The sequence below is a fragment of the Microcoleus sp. AR_TQ3_B6 genome (genome assembly GCF_036702785.1).
Lineage (GTDB): Bacteria > Cyanobacteriota > Cyanobacteriia > Cyanobacteriales > Microcoleaceae > Microcoleus.
This window is the reverse complement of record NZ_JAUBVJ010000007.1, coordinates 33,679-52,271: the sequence shown is the minus strand read 5'-3', so window position 1 is coordinate 52,271 and position 18,593 is coordinate 33,679. Positions and strand designations below refer to the sequence as shown.

The window sequence follows — 18,593 nt, the reverse complement described above, 5'->3', positions numbered from 1 at the left end:
CCTGCGGAGATTCTGGCAGACGGAAGCGATCGAACTGACGATTAGGCCCCGATCCCCCCTAGCCCCCCTTAAAGAAGGGGGGGACAAGATTCCGATCGAAGTCCCCCTTCTTAAGGGGGATTTAGGGGGATCTAGCCTCCGCTATAAACGAGAGATAAAAAGAGTTTTAGTCTCCTACAAAAAACCCAGATTAACCCAACCCTTCAACTAACAGATTGCGAGCACTTTCCAACGCTGACTGCAACTTACTTGCATCGCGTCCCCCAGCTTGCGCCAAATTAGGCCGCCCGCCGCCTTTTCCGCCGCAAATTTGAGCAATTCCCCCGATAAACTTGCCAGCTTGCAATCCTTTTTTATTGACTTCTGGACTAAAAGCTGCCACCAAACTTACCTTGTCCGGTTCAGGAATTGATGCCAAAACAACCGCAGCATTTCCTAATTTTTGCTGCAATCTTTCCGCCGCAGTTTTCAGCGCTTCTGCATCCACATCACCCAATTGAGCTACAATGATTTTGAATTCACCTAGATCCTCAGCCGCACTCAGCAACTGGTCGGATTTTGCGATCGCCAATTCCGACTTCACAGCAGCCAAATGTTTCTGAGTATCCTTCAACTCATTCTGCAAATTAGTAATCCGGTTCGGCAATTCTTCAGGCTTCGCCTTAAATCGATCGCCCAAATCGCGCACCACCTTATCCCGCACGTTCAAATAGTCCAAAACAGCTTGACCGGAAACCGCTTCAATCCGGCGAGTTCCCGCCGCTACCCCGGCTTCGGAAACAATCTTAAACAGCCCGATTTCTGCGGTATTGCTGACGTGAGTCCCGCCGCACAATTCCATCGAAACGCCGGGAAAATCGATCACCCGCACTACGTCGCCGTACTTCTCGCCAAACATCGCAGTAGCGCCTTTTTCCCTCGCTTGGGCGATCGGCATTTCTGCAACCACCGCAGCGTGCGCTTCAGCAATCCAACTATTAACTAAATCCTCAATTTTCTGCAACTCTTCTGCTGTGACAGCGCGCGGAGAATTGAAATCAAACCGCAATCTCTCTGACGATACCAGCGAACCAGCTTGCGAAATCGAATCGTCCACAATTTTCCGCAAAGCTGATTGTAATAAGTGAGTTGCTGTGTGGTTTGCCTGAATTCGGCGGCGGCTGCTGTTGTCAATTTTCGCCGTAATACTATCGCCAACTCTCAGCGTTCCCCGTTCCACCAAGCCGAAATGCACGAAGAAATCCGATTCCTTCTTCACATCCTCAACTCTCACCAACAAACCATCACCATTATCTCCGCTTTTCAAATAACCTTTATCCCCAATTTGTCCGCCGGATTCTGCATAAAACGGCGTTTGGTTCAACACAACTTGTACCTCGGTACCCGCCGCAGCTTCTTCCACAGATTTGCCGTCAACCAAGATAACTTCCACCTCTGCTAAACTCGACAATTCAGCATAACCGACAAACTCAGTTCCTTGGATTGTTTCAGCCAACTTGTCCAAAGAACCCTGCACCGTCAAATCGATTGTTTGGCGAGCATCTTTAGCGCGAGTTTGCTGTTCCTTCATCGCCTTTTCAAATCCGTCCAAATCTACAGTAATTCCCTCTTCCTCAGCAATTTCTTGAGTCAGTTCTAAGGGGAAACCGTAGGTATCGTAAAGAGTGAAAGCATCTTGGCCGCTGATTTGTTGGTTTGCTTGCTGTTTTGTGCGATCGACAATTTCCTCCAGCAGCTTCTCTCCGCGTTCCAAAGTCTTGAGAAACTGCGCCTCTTCCCTTGCCAATTCCGCCTTAATTTGAGCTTCCCGCCGCCGCACGTTCGGATAAGCAGCTTCCGAAAGCGCGATCGCACTTTGGGCCACCCGCACCGTAAATTCGCCCTGAATTCCAATCAGCCGCCCGTGGCGCACCACCCGGCGAATCAACCGGCGCAAAATGTAACCCCGACCAACATTCGACGCGCGAATTTCGTCCGCAATCATGTGTACCACAGCCCGAACGTGATCGCCAATTACTTTCAGCGAAACCTTGACTTTTTCATCGCTATTGTGGTAATCAATCCCGGCAATTTCCGCCGCCGATTGAACGATCGGAAAAATCAAATCTGTTTCGTAATTATTGGGGACATTCTGGAGGATTTGCGCCATCCGTTCCAGTCCCATGCCAGTATCAATATTTTGATTTTGCAGCGGTGTTAAATTGCCCTCTGCATCTTTATTGTACTGCATGAAAACCAGGTTGTAGAATTCAATAAACCTGCTATCATCTTCGAGGTCAATATTGTCGCCTCTCTCTGGGTAGAAATCATAGTAAATCTCCGAACAAGGGCCGCAGGGGCCAGTCGGACCGGATTGCCAGAAATTGTCATCTTCTCCCATGCGCTGAATCCGATCGCCCGGAATGCCAATTTCATCGCGCCAAATCGCAAAAGCTTCGTCATCTTCACGGAAAACACTAACAACCAAATTCGACGCCGGTAAACCGAAAACTTCCGTGGAAAGTTCCCACGCCCAGGCGATCGCCTGTTTCTTGAAATAATCCCCGAAACTGAAATTGCCCAACATCTCAAAAAACGTGTGGTGGCGGGCGGTGCGGCCGACGTTTTCGATGTCGTTGGTGCGGATGCACTTTTGAGAAGTCGTCGCCCGCGGTGATTCGGCCGTGCGCTGTCCGAGAAATATCGGCTTGAATTGTAGCATTCCCGCGATCGTCAGCAACACCGTCGGATCTTCGGGCACCAAAGAAGCACTCGGCAAGATCTTATGTCCCCGCTGAGCATAAAAGTCGAGGAAGGTTTGGCGGATTTGGCTACCGCCGAGATACTTAGGAGAAATAGACATGACAAGAACTGTTAAGTATGTAAAGATGTAGCAACAATAGAATTTATAGGACTTACGCACGGCTGTCCAGAAACCCGGTTTTTAAACCCAAATACTTGCTTAAAATCCTCAATTTCCGTAGAAAAACCCGGTTTCTTTGTTCGGAGTGCGTGAGTCCTAACTGACATCTATGTGGATATTCATATCATTATACTTAGTAATGTAAAGACCTATCAAGTTTTGCAAATAGTGCTTTACTCCTCGGAAAGCTCGTGCTAACTTAATAATAGACACCGGGACAGGAAGAGAAAGGAGGTCGCTATATTTAGAAAGAAAATTCGAGGATATAGACATGGTGTCTCCGGTCTAGATTCCCAGGCGCAGCAGAAATTAACCGAACACAACTTGGAATAGTGGCGAACTGCCGATCGAGCAGTCAAGCCAAACCGCAGTCGAGTCAGACTTATTGTAGTTGCGGATTAAAAGTAAAGCTGCACAAGTTGTAAACCCTAGTAAGTCACAGTTCTCCACCGGAAACACATCTCGTTTGTTAGAAAAAACACAGTTCTCATATTATTGGGTCCGATCGCTGTCGATCGGACCCAACGCTTTTTTATAGGGCGATCGCAGGAGGACAGGTCCAAGGGGGAGATAGGGGCAGAGTTTGACTGTATAAGTGCTTTCTGCTCAAAGGCAACATCCCTCGGAGTCGATCGGCAAGCGAGCCGTGCAGCTTTTGACTTATATATTATATATAATGGGATGTGGACCAAGCCCGCCCGCTTTTTGCCCGGACTCAAGCGCTGTGGTATGAGGCAATGTCAAGATGCGATATCCTTGAGGATGTCAGTACAAGACATTAAAATCTAGCCCGCTGTGCTGTATAGCAGCAAAGTCTACGCTTCTGTGAGCTTGCTGCAAGGCAAGGATAGCAAACCGCCATTTTTGGTGACAAGACAAGGCTCAAAAATTTGAATCTCAGGATATTTAGAGTCTTGACTCTAAAAAATCCCATCCCCGACGCAGGGGTGAGAGATCAAAAAATAAAAGCCTGCCCACTCAAAAAAGCTAGTACCACCAACAAAGGTAGTAAATCACTAGCACAGTTCTTAAACTCACAATGTCCGGAGATTCTAGGTACAAGCATGGCCGAAATAACAAAAGAAGAAATGCGCGAACGGCTGGGAAATATCGACCAGATCCGGGATATAATTTTTGGAGCGCAGCTTAGAGAATACGACGATCGCTTTGATAAAATAGATTCCGACTTATCCATGATGCAGCAAGATATGCAAGCTCGCATCGAACAAGTTAAGACAGTTCTTTCAGGAGAAATGAGGGCTGCAGTTGATTCGTTAGAAAAGAAAGTTAAATCGCTCACCTCAAACACCCAAGAAGAAAGCGCAGACATCCGTCAGCAAGTCGATCGCATTAACCGCAAATTCTCCAGCAGCATGGAAGCCCTCGACGAGGCTATAGACAATCAAACCAGTGCGCTTCGCGACGAACTCTCCCAAACCAGAGAGCGACTATCTGAAGAAACGCGCACTTTGAAAACACAGGTTTTTGAAGAACTAGATCGTCGCTTTTCCATGCTCAGAGACGTTAAAGTTTCTAGAGACGACATGGCAGAAATTCTGTTTGAACTCGGCATGAGGCTCAAAGGAACAGAATTTGTCCCCGAACTTAAAGGCGTTGCTGATAATAAGTTAAATACCGAATTTCTGTTGCCGGAGCGCCACCATCACGGATAATAACGCATGGCTTTACCGAAAGAAAATCCGGCTGACGAAAATGAGTTAGAGGGTTTTGTTTCTCAACCTGACGAGTCTGCTGCCGATGCAGCAACCCAGCTAGAACCCTTGCTGAATCTGTTAGTAGATCTCAAAATTTTGGCGGCTTCCAACCAGCCAAATGCAGAGCCCGAAGATGACAGCAGCGGCCAAAATAATCAAGCTGGGGCCCTCGGCGGGTTGATGGATTTGTTAGGTATTTCTGAGCAAGCGCCAGAGGAAGTTGCAGCCAGTGTACCCCAAACTGGCGATCGACAACCGCAGTCTGGCGAGTCCCCCCCTGTTGCAGACGAGTTCAAAAGCTGGCTATTCCCTACTCACAAACTCAACACTTCAGAACAGGAAAAAGACTATTCCTCAGCTAAAACTATAGATGTTTCCGCGATCGCCCAGCCGGATTTGGAGGAGGAATCAAAGCCTGTCGAAGAATTGTCTAACTCGACAATGAAAGATTCTCTACAGTACGTACAGGCTCAAGAATCCCACAAGTTCGATCGGCATTTACAGGATGTTTCCGTTTCCGAAAGCGAGTCAAAATCAGCGGAAATTCCCCATAACCCCATAATTTCCACAGTCTCAGAGCCACCAGAAACTGGATATTTAGATGCTGCGGTGGCTTCGGCTATAGAAATCCCAAGCTTACTAGAACAGCCGACAGAAATATTAGGCGAAATTAAACAGGATTTAAATGAAGCCGACAGCGCGATGGAAACGCTGCAAAATCTGATTTTCGGCTCAAAAATATCAGATATCGAGCAAGTGAAAAATCTCCTGGCAGAAAATGACTTGCCGGGGGTGCGCCACCTGATGGCAAGCATCAACGAGAAATTAGGAAAATTGGAGCACCAAATCTACGAGCCCCAAGAGTTGATTGAGTTGATGTTGCCTTGGATCGCAGAAATTCTCAGCCGCAAAGTTGCCGATTCCAGAGAAGAAGTTGTTAAGGCGATCGTCCCAATTATTGACGAAGTGATTAGGGCAAAAACTCAGGAAAACAAGTCGGCAATGAGTGCGGCAATAGCTGAGCTGCTTCCCGACGCACTTGCTCAACAAATAGTGAATTCGCCAGCGGATATTGCTAAGGCGATCGCCCCAGAAATCGGTCTGGCAATTAAAGAGCAAATTCGCCTCGACCAAGAGTCGATCGCTCAAGCCCTCGCCCCGGAAATGGGCAAAGCGATTACAGCCCAAATTGAACTCGAACGCGACGCAATGGTGGATGCCCTCTATCCCGTAATTGGCAATACTATTGCCAGATACATGGCAGAAGCTATCAAGACAATCAATGAAAAAGTGTCAAATGCCCTCAGCGTCGAAGGAGTTCAGCGCAAAATTCGCTCCAAAGTACAAGGAGTCTCCGAAGCCGAATTAATCCTCAAAGAATCAGTACCCTTTACCATCCAAGCAGCATTCTTAATTCACAAAGCATCAGGCTTGGTTATTTCCGAAGCTCAAAACTCAGAAAGCTACCAGTTAGAATCAGAAATGGTAGCAGGAATGCTCACAGCTATTCGCAGCTTTGTTAACGAGTGCATCGTGCAGCCCGGAGAAGTTTCCGAACTCAACGAAATTGAATACGGCGACTCAAAAATTATGCTAGAAGTAGCGGGATATTGCTACATGGCAGTGGTGATCAAAGGAGAACCGTCACACTCGTTCATCAACAAACTGCGCCAAACAGTTACTAATCTCATCCTTCATTACGCTAAAGTAATTCACGAGTTTAACGGCGATCCCGGTACTATACCAGAGTCGCTGCACCCGTTGATACAAAGTTTATTCGAGCCGCTGCAAAGGGAAAAATCAACAAAACCCCCGATCGCCCTAGCGGGTATCGGTTTACTCGCCCTGAGCTTAATCTTAGTACCTTGGGGAATTTATCAGTACCGCCACAGCGTTGACCGCAGCCTTGCAGTAAATACCGCTTTAGCTTTAGCATCGACTCCTGAATTAGCGGTTTACCTCTTAAACGTCGAGGTTGAGGGCAACACTCTCAAGTTAACCGGAAAGTTGCCAAATCCACAATTGCGGGCAAAAGCTGCAAAAATAGCTGCATCAACTGCACCCAATCTGAAATTAGACAATAAAATTGTCGCTCTAGATGTACCTCCCGATCCAGTTTTGGCAGCGGCCGAGGTGCAGCGGATTACCGCTGTTTTGAACCGCTTGTCGGGCGTTTCTATTTCTAGTCGGTATGGCGATCGCAAAGTTACAGTAGAAGGCACAGTCATGGAGGGTGCAGACATCGAGAAAATAGCTCAGTCCCTGAAGCAAATTCCCGGCGTTGAGTCCGTCGTCAGCACTGTTAAACTAGATCCGCTCAAGATTGCAACCCGCATCTACTTCGGCCAAGGAAAGGCAACATTAGACTCAACATCTGGAGAAATCATCGCCAGTGTTAAAACTTTCATGGATCAATATCCTCAAAAACATATTAAGATAATTGGACACAGCGATCGAACTGGGGAACTTGTCACAAATCAACGGTTGTCGCTGCAGCGTGCCGCAGCAGTGCGAGATGCTTTAGTGCGACAAGGTGCTGACCCGAAACGCCTTCAAACGGTCGGCAGCCTCAATCCTCCAGCAGGCGTGGAACCCAATCAACCGCTACTTTTAAGCAGATGCGTGGTATTTGAACCAATAAATAAAACCATAAACAGCAAATAATTATGTCAGTTACTATATCTAAAAAAATGTGCATGATCGGGGACTTTGGCGTCGGCAAAACCAGCCTGATCCGCCGTTTTGTCGATCGGCAATTCAGCGACCAGTACCTCTCCACTGTGGGAGTAAAAATTTCCCGAAAAAGCGTAGAATTAGAAAGCGTAAAAGAGCGGAAAAATGTGACTGCACAGTTGCTAATTTGGGACTTAGAAGGGCATACAAAATTTAAAGGAATAGCACCGACTTACTTGCAGGGAGCTAGCGGCGTTTTAATCGTTGCCGATGTCACCCGCTCCGAAACAGTTGAGCGAACCTCCGAACACATTCAGCTTTTTTCTTCAGTCAATCCTAAAGGGTCAATTATCGTCGCTTTGAACAAAGTAGACTTGATTGACGAGGAAAAATTGGCGCTGCTAGTGGAAATATCCCATTCGATATGTCAAGACAAAGTAATAGCAGTTTGCACGACATCTGCTAAAACAGGCAAAGACGTTGACGAAATATTCTACAAACTAGCTTACACAATGGTAGAACAAGTATGAACCTCCTTTTGAGAAAGCTTTTGCTCCCGCGACAAACACAGTATTTGGTAGTAAATCACCATTTCATCATTCAGGAAACCTCCGCCAAAGTGCAGCATTATGCCGATACTCCCGACCACGCGATACCCGGTGCAGATGCTCGCATAAGTTTTCCCGAACTGATTGGGATTGAAAATACCCTCATGTTTATCATTATGGGACGGCTGCCGGGTTTTGAACTCAAAGGTATAGCTCGGTTTGCCGACCCGAACCGCCCTTTATACTTTGATATGTTGGCTATCAAATATGAAGAGGAACAAGAAGATGTGCCCAATAAATTGCTAATTTTGATTGAAGATACCACCGAAAAAATGGTGATGGAGCAATCGTTAATTCAGAGGGCAAATGAAGCTAATCTTTTGGTGAGCGCCTTAGCCGCTTCTAAAGATTATATAGATAAAGTTATTCGTTCGATGGGCGATGCTTTGTTGGTGACAACAACATTAGGAATTATCAAAACAGTCAATCAATCAGCCCAAGGGTTATTTGGGTACAGCGAAGCAGAATTGCTCGGCAACCCCCTCTCCATAATAGTAGTCGAAGAAAAGTTGCTTTACCAAGCTCGCCACCGCTATATTTTGTCTCAAAGAGAGCTGCTCAGAGAATTACAAATAGTCTGCACTACTAAAACAGGAGAAGAAATTTGGGTAGAATTTTCCTGTTCGGCAATTCAGACAGAATTACAGGGACTTTACGATTTCATCTATATCGGCAGGGACATCACAGAACGCAAACAACAAGAAATAGAAATTCGCCGCTCTTTGGCAAAAGAGCAAGAACTCAGACAGGTAAAATCTCGTTTTTTCTCAATGCTCGCTCACGAATTCGGCAATCCTTTACATACAATATTATTTGCTACTAAAATCCTCCAAGACTACGGCGACGAAATCACCCACGAGGAAACAAAACACTACCTCGAACACGTTAAATCAGCATCTAAACACATGGCTCAGCTATTAGATGACGTGCGGTTGCTCAGCAGCGTCGAAGCCGGAAAACTCGAATTCAATCCCGCACCAGTTGACTTACATAAACTTTGCAGCGAGTTAGTAGAATCAATTAAAATTAGTTACGGCAAAAATCATATAATTAACTTTATTTATAAAAAATTAAGTGTTTCCGCGAAAAAAACCGATCGCGAGTCGGAGGAAACGCAAGACTTGCCAGCACTCGATGCAAAATTGCTGCGGCACATCTTGACAAATTTGCTGTCAAATGCTATTAAGTATTCGCCGATCGGCAGCCATATTTATTTTGAATTAAATTGTCAGAATAATGAAGAAGCTATATTTAAAATTAAAGACGCAGGCATTGGCATTCCTCTCGAAGACCAAGAACAACTCTTTGAATCTTATTATCGAGCCAAAAATGTCGAAAAAATACCCGGTACAGGACTGGGTTTATCCATAGTCAAGCACTGTGTAGATTTGCACGGAGGTCAAATCGAATTTTCCAGCAAGATCGGGTTAGACACTACCTTTATAGTCAGAATTCCCTTTGAGAAACAGAGATAAATAGATAGATTTTAGATAATTCGATTCACAGGGCGCGTTCACTACAAAAAAACTCACATGGAAACCTTGTTGAAAAAACTGTTAGTTCCCCACCACTTGGAGTACCTAGCACTGGATAAAAACTTTTTAATCCAAGAAATCTCTCTGCAAGTGCAGCGATTTGCAGACTGTCCCGAAGAAGTAGTCGCCGGCAACGATGTCCGCATTCCCTTTCCAGAATTGGTGGGAACTGAAGAAATTTTAATCGAGATTTTTGAAAAACGCTTGCCAAACTTTGAATTAAAAGCGATGACGCGACTATTAGAAAATGGTTCGCGACTTTATTTTGATATGTATATCGTGGACTTCATTAATGACGAGAATTATCAGAGATTAATTATATTTTTTCAAGACGTAACCGACAGGATGGCTTTAGAACAAACTCTAGTGCAAGCTACCAATGAAATGGATATTTTATTGAGTACCTTAGCGGCCACTAATAATTATGTTGAAAAAATTATTACTTCAATGGCTGAAATTTTGTTGGTAACAACAGCCTCGGGAAAGATTAAAAAAGTCAATCAAGCGGCTCAAGATTTGTTCGGTTACAGCGAATCAGAATTAGTAGGCCAGCAAATAGACGCTCTTGCTGCTTTTGGCTCCTCTTTGCAAGCAGTTAGCCAAGAGGATCCTCAACAATTGCAAACTAACGCCGAAGTAATTTGCACGGCCAAAACCGGAGAAAAGCTAACAGTTGCCTTTTCCTGTACGGCGATTCCGACTGACATTAAAGGCATTTCTGGATCTTTGGCCACCGTTCAAGATTTCCTGTACATCGGCCGCGATGTGACAGACAAACAGCGCGCCCGCAAGCGAAAAACAGCTCAGTACCTCACCACTCGCATCCTGTCGGCATCCGAAACAATCAAAAAAGCTATAGCAGCAATTCTCCCCGTAATTTGCGACAGCTTGGGATGGGATACCGCCGAACTTTGGATGCCTGAATCTGCTGAAAAACTGCTGTCAGGAACTAAGAGAATAACTGAGGTTTCCGACCCCAATTTGCTGCGGTGCGTCGCCAGTTGGACAAAACGCTCAGCTTCTATCCCCAAATTTGTCGAATTTACCGAACAAATGACTTGTGCGTTTGGCGAAGGATTGCCCGGTTTCGTTTGGGCCAGCGGTTCCTCTCAGTGGATTGCAGATGTCACAAAAAGCGACAGTTGTCTGCGCCGAGAAATTGCTGCTGAAGAAGGACTGCACGGAGCTTTTGGTTTCCCAATTTTGGGCGGCTACGAGCCGGAAAATTCGGCAAAGTCTGTTTTGGGGGTGATAGTTTTATTCAGTCGCGAAGTGGAGTATTTTGATGAAGAATTGCTCCAGACAATGGCAACAATCGGTAGCCAAATCGGTCAATTTATCAAACGCAAGCAAGCTGAAATAGCTTTGCGGGAAAGCGAAGAACAACTGCGAGACTTATTTGAAAATGCTACTGACTTAATTCAAAGTATTGGAGCGGACGGTCATTTTTTGTATGTAAATCGGGCTTGGCGGGAAACTCTGGGCTACAGCGAAGCAGAAATTGCTCAAATGAGTGTTTTTGATATCATTCATCCGAACAGTTCCCGAGAGTTTCTGAATATATTGTCTCAAGCTATTACCCAAAAAACCGTAAATGAAAAGACATTGTATCCCGACTATATTCAAGCAATATTTATCACTAAACATTACGAACAAATTTGGCTGGAAGGCAGCATAAGCTGTAAGTTTGCGGCAGGTTCGCTAGTAGCGATTCGTGCTATCTTGCGAGACATTACTGCTCGAAAAATGGCGGAAGATGCCCTGGCAAAATCTGTGTCCCTGCTGCAAGCAACCTTTGATTCTACTGCTGACGGTATTTTAGCTACTGACAGAAGCGGAAAAATAGTCACTTTCAATCGAGAATTTGTGGAAATGTGGGGTATACCTAACGAAGTGATGGCACTGCGAGACGAGACCAGAATGAACGCTTTTGTTCTGAAGCAACTCAAAGACCCCCAAGCATTCCAAGAGAGAATTGAATCGCTTTACGAGCAGCCAGAAGCCGAAAGTTACGATTTGTTGGAATTTCAAGACGGCCGATTTTTTGAACGCTATTCGGAACCGCAGCGGCTTGGAGAGCAAATTATCGGCAGAGTCTGGAGTTACCACGATATTACGGAACGCAAGCAAGCAGAAGATGCCCTGCGGGAAGAGCAAGAAAAATCTGAAAAGCTGCTGTTAAATATCTTGCCTAAGGCAATAGCACAACGGCTCAAACAAAACGAAACTACTATTGCCGAATACTTTCCGGACGTGACTGTTTTGTTCGCCGACATTGTGGGGTTTACTGCTTTGTCTGCTGTCATGAATCCGATCGACCTCGTGGAGATCATGAATCTGATTTTTTCAGGATTCGACCTTTTGTGCGAACGGCACGGCTTAGAGAAAATCAAGACTATCGGTGACGCATACATGGCGGTTGGAGGGCTGCCTGAACCCAGGGCAGACCACGCAGAGGCGATCGCCCAAATGGCGCTAGATATGCAAGCAGAAATAGCCAGATTTAATGCTAGCCATAATAAATATTATAGCATCCGCATCGGGATTCACAGCGGCCCGGTTGTTGCCGGAGTAATTGGCATAAAAAAGTTTATTTACGATTTGTGGGGCGACACAGTAAATATTGCTTCCCGCATGGAATCTCACGGTTTGCCTTGGCGGATTCAAGCCAGCGAAACTACTTATAAATTGTTGGAAAATAAATATTTGTTTCAGGAGCGGGGAATTATTGAAGTTAAAGGTAAAGGGAAAATGAAAACTTATCTGCTCATGGGTAAAAAATAAGACCGATCGTCAGTCAATCGATTTTAGATTTTCGATTTTCGATTTTCGATTGACCCCACGGATAAATGGGGGGGGTTGAGGATTTTCGATTTTAGATTTTAGATTTTAGATTTTAGATTTTCGATTTTCGATTGACCCCACGGATAAATGGGGGGGGTTGAGGATTTTCGATTTTCGAAAAGGGATTGATTCCACGGATAAATCCCGGGGCTTGTACCACCTTTGAAATTCGCTTGTCAGCAGTCATCAGTCATCTGGCTGAGGGCTAAAAGTGTTGCTAAAGTAAATTTGCCATACTTTTTCGCCAAGACTGATGGAACTTGCTAATTTGTCGGCAAATTTACTATCGCCCTTAAAAGCTGTCGATCGCCACCCTGTGACGGTTGCGCCCTCGGCTTGCCTCGGCGATGCGATCGCCCTAATGCGTGGGGCGATCGACCCTTGTCCGCTGCCTAATTCACCCCATCACTCAAACGAAACGGTAAAAACATCGATTAGTTGCGTCTTAGTTGTCGATGAAAATCAGCTAGTGGGACTGCTAAGCCCGGAAGATGTGCTGAACTGGGCCACCGAATCCGGATGGCAAGGCATGAAAGTTGCCGACGCAATGACGCGGAATTTAATTGTCTTAAAAGAATCAGAATTTACAGATATTTTTACCGCATTTAAGCTATTTTCTCAACACTCGATCGATTGCTTGCCAATTGTGGATAAACGGGGTCAGGTCGTAGGTTTAGTTAGCGAAAAAAGGATTCGCCCAGCAATGTATAGCTTGATAGAGGCACTGCAGCAAGAAGCGGGAAAACTCCAGGAACAATGCGAATTGTTAGACGGCAATTGTGAACTAGAAAAACGAGTCAGCGATCGCAAAAATGCCGAAAATGCCCTGCGGCAGAGCGAGGCGCGCTACCGGGCAATTGTGGAAGACCAAAGCGAACTGATTTGCCGCTACCTCCCCGACGGTAAAATCACTTTTGTCAATCAAGCTTACTGCCGCTATTTCGGCGTGCAACCAGAAGACTTGCTCGGCAATAGCTTTATGCTGCCGAGCCCAGAACCCGATCGAGAAATTTTTCAAGATCAATATACTTCTGCGTCTCCCGACAAGCCTATTTTTACTGGCGAATACCGAGTAATTTTGCCGAGCGGGGAAATTGGCTGGCAGCAGTGGATCGATCGCGCTATATTCGACGAGAGCGGACAAATCGTCGAGTATCAAGCGGAGGGTCGGGATGTAACGCAGCTCAAACAAGCAGAAATCGCTTTGCGGCAGCTCAATGCAGAATTAGAACGGAGAGTCCAGCAGCGGACACAATGGTACGAACTGGCAGTATCGGCGGGCAAAGTGGGGGTTTGGGACTGGAATTTGGAAACCGACGAAATCTATATTGCTCCGTCTTTGAAAGCTTTGTTGGGCTATCAGGATCCAGAGATTCCCAACCGCATGGAAAATTGGGCGTCTCACGTTCATCCCGACGATCGAGTTGCCGTCTGGGAAGCAGTAAATGCTTATCTAGAGGGTGTGACAGAAAGTTATGAAGTTGAACACCGGATGCTGCGCAAAGACGGCAGTACCTGCTGGATACTTGCCCGCGGCAGCGCGATCCGATCGCCCGACGGCAAGGCTTGCCGGCTGAGTGGGACTGACACCGACATTACCGAGCGCAAATTGACCGAAGAAAAGCTCCAAAACTCCGAAGCCGAACTGCTGGCGCTGTTTAATGCCATGACGGATATCGTGCTGGTTTTCGACGCAGGGGGCCGCTACCTCAAAATTGCCCCCACTGCTCCCGAACTGCTGTACAAACCTGCTCCTGAAGTGCTGGGCAAAACCCTCGCCGAAATCTTCCCAGAAGCGGAAGCTAATTTTGCCCTGGGCCACATTCGCCAAACATTGGCATCCCGGCAAACCCACAGAGTTGAATACATGATGGAAATTGGCTGCAAGTTATTCTGGTTTGATGCCAGTATTTCGCCCCTGGACCTCGATCGGGTGATGTGGGTCGCCCGAGACATTACCGCTCGCAAACACGCAGAAGCTGCACTGCTTCGGAGCGAGGAAAAGTTTCGCAACTTATTTGACGATGCTCCGATCGCGATCGGTTTGACAAGCGTGCGCGACTACCGCACGATCGAGGTGAATGAAGCTCACCGCCAGATGTTGGGCTACAGCGATGCGGAGTTGGCGACGATGACTTTTACTGAACTCACGCATCCAGAAGATGTACAAGCAGATGTGGAGCAAGTCAAGCAGCTTGTAGAGGGCAATATTTCTCGCTTCCAAATGGAAAAACGCTTGATTAAGAAGAATGGCGAGCTGATGTGGGCTAACTTGACGGTGACGCTGATCCGCGACCGCGAGGGAATTCCTCTCTACAGCATGGCGGCGATCGAAGATATCAGCTATCGCAAGCGGGCAGAAATGGAATTGCAGCAGTTAAAAGAACGCCTGCAATTTTTACTGGCTTCTAATCCGGCGGTTATTTTTACTGCCGCACCTACGGGAGATTTTTGTACTACTTACATTAGCGACAACGTTAAGGCAATTGTTGGCTACGAACCCCAAGAAATGTTAGCTGATTCTAACTTTTGGCAGAGCCGGATTCACCCTGAAGATCTGCCACAATTTATAGTAAACGTTTCTGATTTGTCCGAGGGCAAAAATTGCATTTGCGAGTACCGCTTTCTGCACCGAGACGGACTTTACCGCTGGCTGCGGACAGAACTGAAACTATTGGTTGACAGCAGGGGCCTTCCGATCGAAATTATTGGTTACGCCGCCGATATCAGCAATTCTAAATACGCCGAAATCGCCCTGCAGCAGCAGTGCGAGCGAGAACGCCTCGTGGAGGCGATCGCCCGCCGCGTCCGCCAGTCTTTGCAATTAGAGGAAATTCTCAACACCACGGTTGCCGAACTCCAGCAAGTATTGTTAGCCGATCGAGTTTTGGTTTATCAACTTTTACCCAAAAACGGTGGGCGAGTCATTGCTGAAGCCGCGGCAGAAGGATGCAGCCAACTCGTGGATAGATGTTTTGGCGAAGAGGTTTTTCCGCCCCAAAGTTATCAGCTTTATTTGCAAGGGCGAATTTGTGCGATATCCGAACTAGATGACCCCTCCCTTACACCTTGTGTGGTGGAGTTTATGAAACAAATTCAAGTTAGGGCCAAGTTAGTTGTGCCGATTATTCAGCACAGCCAACTTTGGGGATTGCTGATGGCCCACCAATGCGAGAGCCCTCGTGAGTGGCTAGAATGGGAAATCAATTTATTTCAGCAGTTGGTGAATCAATTAGCGATCGCCATTCAGCAATCTCTACTCTACCAGCAACTGCAAGCTGAACTGAGCGAACGCAAACAAGCGGAAGCAAATTTGAAAAACTCCCTCAAAGAAAAAGAAATTTTGCTCAAAGAAATTCACCACCGCGTCAAAAACAACCTCTGCGTAGTTGCCAGTCTGTTAGAATTGCAATCTCACACAGTTGCCGACCCCCAATTAGCCAAAATGTTTGAAGAAAGTCAGAATCGCCTTTACTCTATGGGTCTGATTCACGAGAAACTGTACCGCTCGATTAACCTGGCGCAAATTAATTTTGGCGAATATCTCGAAGATTTGGTAAGTAACTTGTTTCACTCTTACAATATTAGCGACAACCGCATTCAGTTACAGGTATTAACTGAACCAATTTACCTGAACCTTGAAACTGCGACTCCCTGCGGTTTAATTGCCAATGAATTGGTTTCAAATACCCTCAAACACGCTTTTCCTGATGGCAGGACTGGTACAGTTAGTGTAGAATGCTATCAAACTGGCGATCGGGAAATCCACCTCTTCATTAAGGACAACGGCATTGGCTTTCCTCAAAACTTAGATTTTCGGAAAACTAACTCGATGGGATTTCAAGTTGTCTGCACTTTAACCGACCAGTTAGAAGGAACCATCGAACTGTCAAGACAAACCGGGACGGTCTTTCACTTGAAATTGAACGAGTTAAGCTACGCTCAAAGGTTTTAAACTTATGAATTTTGCCGCCAAAGCAATTAATATTTTGATTGTAGAAGACGAACTATTAATTGCTAAAAATTTATCCCACAAATTAGAAAGTTTGGGATATCAAATCGTGGGCATCGTTTCTTGCGGAGCCGATGCTATCCAGCGCGCAGGCGAAATGAAACCCGATGTAATTTTAATGGATATAGTCATCAAAGGCGACATGGACGGCATAGAAACAGCAGTAATAATTAATCAAGAATTCGATATCCCAATTATCTATACAACTGCCTATGCCGACGACGAAACTTTGCAGCGAGCGGAAAATACTGGTTCTTACGGCTACCTCCTCAAACCGTTTAAACAAAGAGAACTGCACGCCACCATCAAGATAGCGCTGAGCAAACATCAAGAAGCAGTAAAAATGCAAAAACTAATTGCCCTAGCATCAGCGAAAAGCGAAAACCGCTCGCGATTCTTTTCAATGGCATACCACGATTTAAACACTCCTTTAACTACTATACAGCTATCGGCTGAAATGCTAGAAGATAGCGAATTGCAGAGGGTTTCAGTAACTAATAAAAATGTCGCCCGCATTAAAAAAGCTGTCAGCAATATGAGTGGATTGCTGGAGGATATTTTAATGCTTAGCAAAGCAGAAAACGGAAAAATTTCCTTGGATTTAAATCGGATTAATGCGACGAATTTATGCACCTCTATTTTAGAAGAACTGCAACCTCTCGTCACCGACAAACACGTCATAACTTTCCGCACTAACACAGATCCGGTGTACGCTAATCTCGATGCAAAACTCTTGCACCACCTTCTGACTAATTTGCTTTCAAATGCTATTAAATATTCTCCAAACGGCGGCAATGTCAGTTTAGAATTAAGCTGCGAAAACCAGCAAATAATTTTTTGCGTTCGTGATGAGGGAATTGGAATCACAGCGGAAGATCGAGAAAAACTATTTCAGCAGTTTGAACGGGGTGCTAATGTAGGCAAGATTAAAGGCTCGGGTTTGGGACTCTGCATTGTCAAACAGATAGTTGACCTGCACGGCGGTACAATAAGTGTGGAAAGTGCGATCGGCAAAGGTACTACATTTATTGTCACGCTGCCTTTTTTAGCAATTAGTCATTAGTCAGTAGTCTGTAATCATCTTTCCTTCTTCCTTCTTCCTTCTTCCTTCTTCCTTCTGCGATAATCGATCTGGAGACAAAAGCTCGATCGCCCAATCTTTTTCTCCCGTCGCCCAATTTGCAAATCGCTCAGCCACAGCAGGTACAATAGCCAAAGGATTGCTGAGACCTGAAAAAACGTACAATCCAGGGCGAGAGCCAATGGGCCCCACTACGGGCAACTTATCAGCGCTAAAGGCCACAATACAATCGTGCCAAGTTGCAGGTAAATCAGCCAAAGCAGGCAAAACCTTGCCGATTCCTGCACGAATTGCTTTTTCGCTGGTTTCGCGCTCGACTTTAGCATTCAAATCGCTCAAAGTGCGAGACAATTGCCCGATCCGCAAACTCCCATCCTTAAATTGAATGGCACCCGAATCTAAAATCGGCGACAGCAACTCTTTACCCGGTTCATCCCAAAGAAAATCCACCTCAATCCTACTCGATTCAGCTTCCAATTCAAAACGTTTTAATAGCGCAGGCATTACCAAAGTCCTGAGTTTCAAATCCACAGGTGGAGTTGCCAAAATTTCCGCGCGAGTAAAATAAACTCCCACAGAAACACCAGCCAGCTTCAGCAAACTCCGACTCCAACCTCCAGCACAAACAACAGCATTTTCACAACGATAAATTCCCTGGGCAGTCTTGACTCCCGAAATCCGATTTCCCTCTTCTATAAACCCAATTACTTCCGCAAATTCTATCGTTCCTCCCAACCGCAGAAACCCTTGACAATAAGCTTTATTTGTGGATGTCGGCGAAATGTGACCGTGACGCACAGTCAGAGCTCCGGCGATCGCGCTTTTATTCAGCAAAGGTTCCAACTCGCCAGCTTCTGCAACACTCAAAAGCTGCGGAGCGATCGCAAAATGCGCGTAATTAGCCGCCGCTTTTTCGGCATCGGAACCCGCATCAATTGTTAGCAACAAATCCAACTCGCGAAACTCAGTATCAGCATCTAATTGGGCCGATAAATTGCGGTGGCGTTCGATACCTTCCCGACACAATAGACGAGTTAAATCAGTCGTGCCCGACCAATAAGCCAAGCCGCCGTAACTAAAACGAGTAGCATTTTGCAGGGTAGCATCTCGTTCCAAAAGCAGCACCGCAAAACCTTTTTTTGCCAGTTCGTAACCCAGTGACGCACCCGTAATGCCGCCGCCGACAACAATCCAATCGTAACTTTTCATGGGCAACTCAAAGG

General features: G+C 46.0%; 9 protein-coding genes. 7 read left to right on the top strand and 2 right to left on the bottom strand.

The window, feature by feature from the left end; translation table 11 throughout:
- Nucleotides 1-190: 190 nt before the first annotated feature.
- Nucleotides 191-2,842: an alanine--tRNA ligase gene (alaS, locus tag QUB56_RS05585; protein WP_332953899.1), complete on the bottom strand. Its 2,652-nt coding sequence runs from the start codon at nucleotides 2,840-2,842 to the stop codon at nucleotides 191-193.
- 1,124 nt (nucleotides 2,843-3,966) lie between these two features.
- On the opposite strand from alaS, the gene QUB56_RS05580 reads away from it, so the two are divergent.
- From QUB56_RS05580 to QUB56_RS05550, 7 genes are all read left to right on the top strand, one after another.
- Nucleotides 3,967-4,575 carry a hypothetical protein gene (locus QUB56_RS05580; RefSeq protein ID WP_332953898.1) on the top strand — a complete coding sequence of 203 codons (609 nt, stop codon included), beginning with the start codon at nucleotides 3,967-3,969 and terminating at the stop codon, nucleotides 4,573-4,575.
- Nucleotides 4,576-4,581: 6 nt separating this feature from the next.
- The gene (locus tag QUB56_RS05575; protein ID WP_332953897.1) at nucleotides 4,582-7,281 is read left to right on the top strand and encodes an OmpA family protein; all 2,700 of its coding nucleotides are present in this window, start codon (nucleotides 4,582-4,584) and stop codon (nucleotides 7,279-7,281) included.
- Between the two features lie 2 nt (nucleotides 7,282-7,283).
- Nucleotides 7,284-7,820 (top strand): Rab family GTPase, encoded by a 537-nt coding sequence (locus QUB56_RS05570; RefSeq protein WP_332953895.1) that lies wholly within the window; start codon nucleotides 7,284-7,286, stop codon nucleotides 7,818-7,820.
- Nucleotides 7,817-9,373 (top strand): PAS domain-containing sensor histidine kinase, encoded by a 1,557-nt coding sequence (locus QUB56_RS05565; protein WP_332953893.1) that lies wholly within the window; start codon nucleotides 7,817-7,819, stop codon nucleotides 9,371-9,373. Before QUB56_RS05570 ends, QUB56_RS05565 begins: the two co-directional genes overlap by 4 nt.
- A gap of 57 nt (nucleotides 9,374-9,430) precedes the next feature.
- Nucleotides 9,431-12,217: an adenylate/guanylate cyclase domain-containing protein gene (locus tag QUB56_RS05560; RefSeq protein ID WP_332953892.1), complete on the top strand. Its 2,787-nt coding sequence runs from the start codon at nucleotides 9,431-9,433 to the stop codon at nucleotides 12,215-12,217.
- Nucleotides 12,218-12,530: 313 nt separating this feature from the next.
- Nucleotides 12,531-16,232, top strand: coding sequence for a PAS domain S-box protein (locus QUB56_RS05555; protein WP_332953890.1), 3,702 nt, complete (start codon nucleotides 12,531-12,533; stop codon nucleotides 16,230-16,232).
- A gap of 4 nt (nucleotides 16,233-16,236) precedes the next feature.
- Nucleotides 16,237-17,352, top strand: coding sequence for an ATP-binding protein (locus QUB56_RS05550; protein ID WP_332953889.1), 1,116 nt, complete (start codon nucleotides 16,237-16,239; stop codon nucleotides 17,350-17,352).
- Here the strand turns inward: QUB56_RS05550 and QUB56_RS05545 are convergent, their stop codons facing one another.
- Nucleotides 17,353-18,579 (bottom strand): FAD-binding oxidoreductase, encoded by a 1,227-nt coding sequence (locus tag QUB56_RS05545; RefSeq protein ID WP_332953887.1) that lies wholly within the window; start codon nucleotides 18,577-18,579, stop codon nucleotides 17,353-17,355. It abuts the gene before it with no gap.
- Between the last annotated feature and the right edge of the window lie 14 nt (nucleotides 18,580-18,593).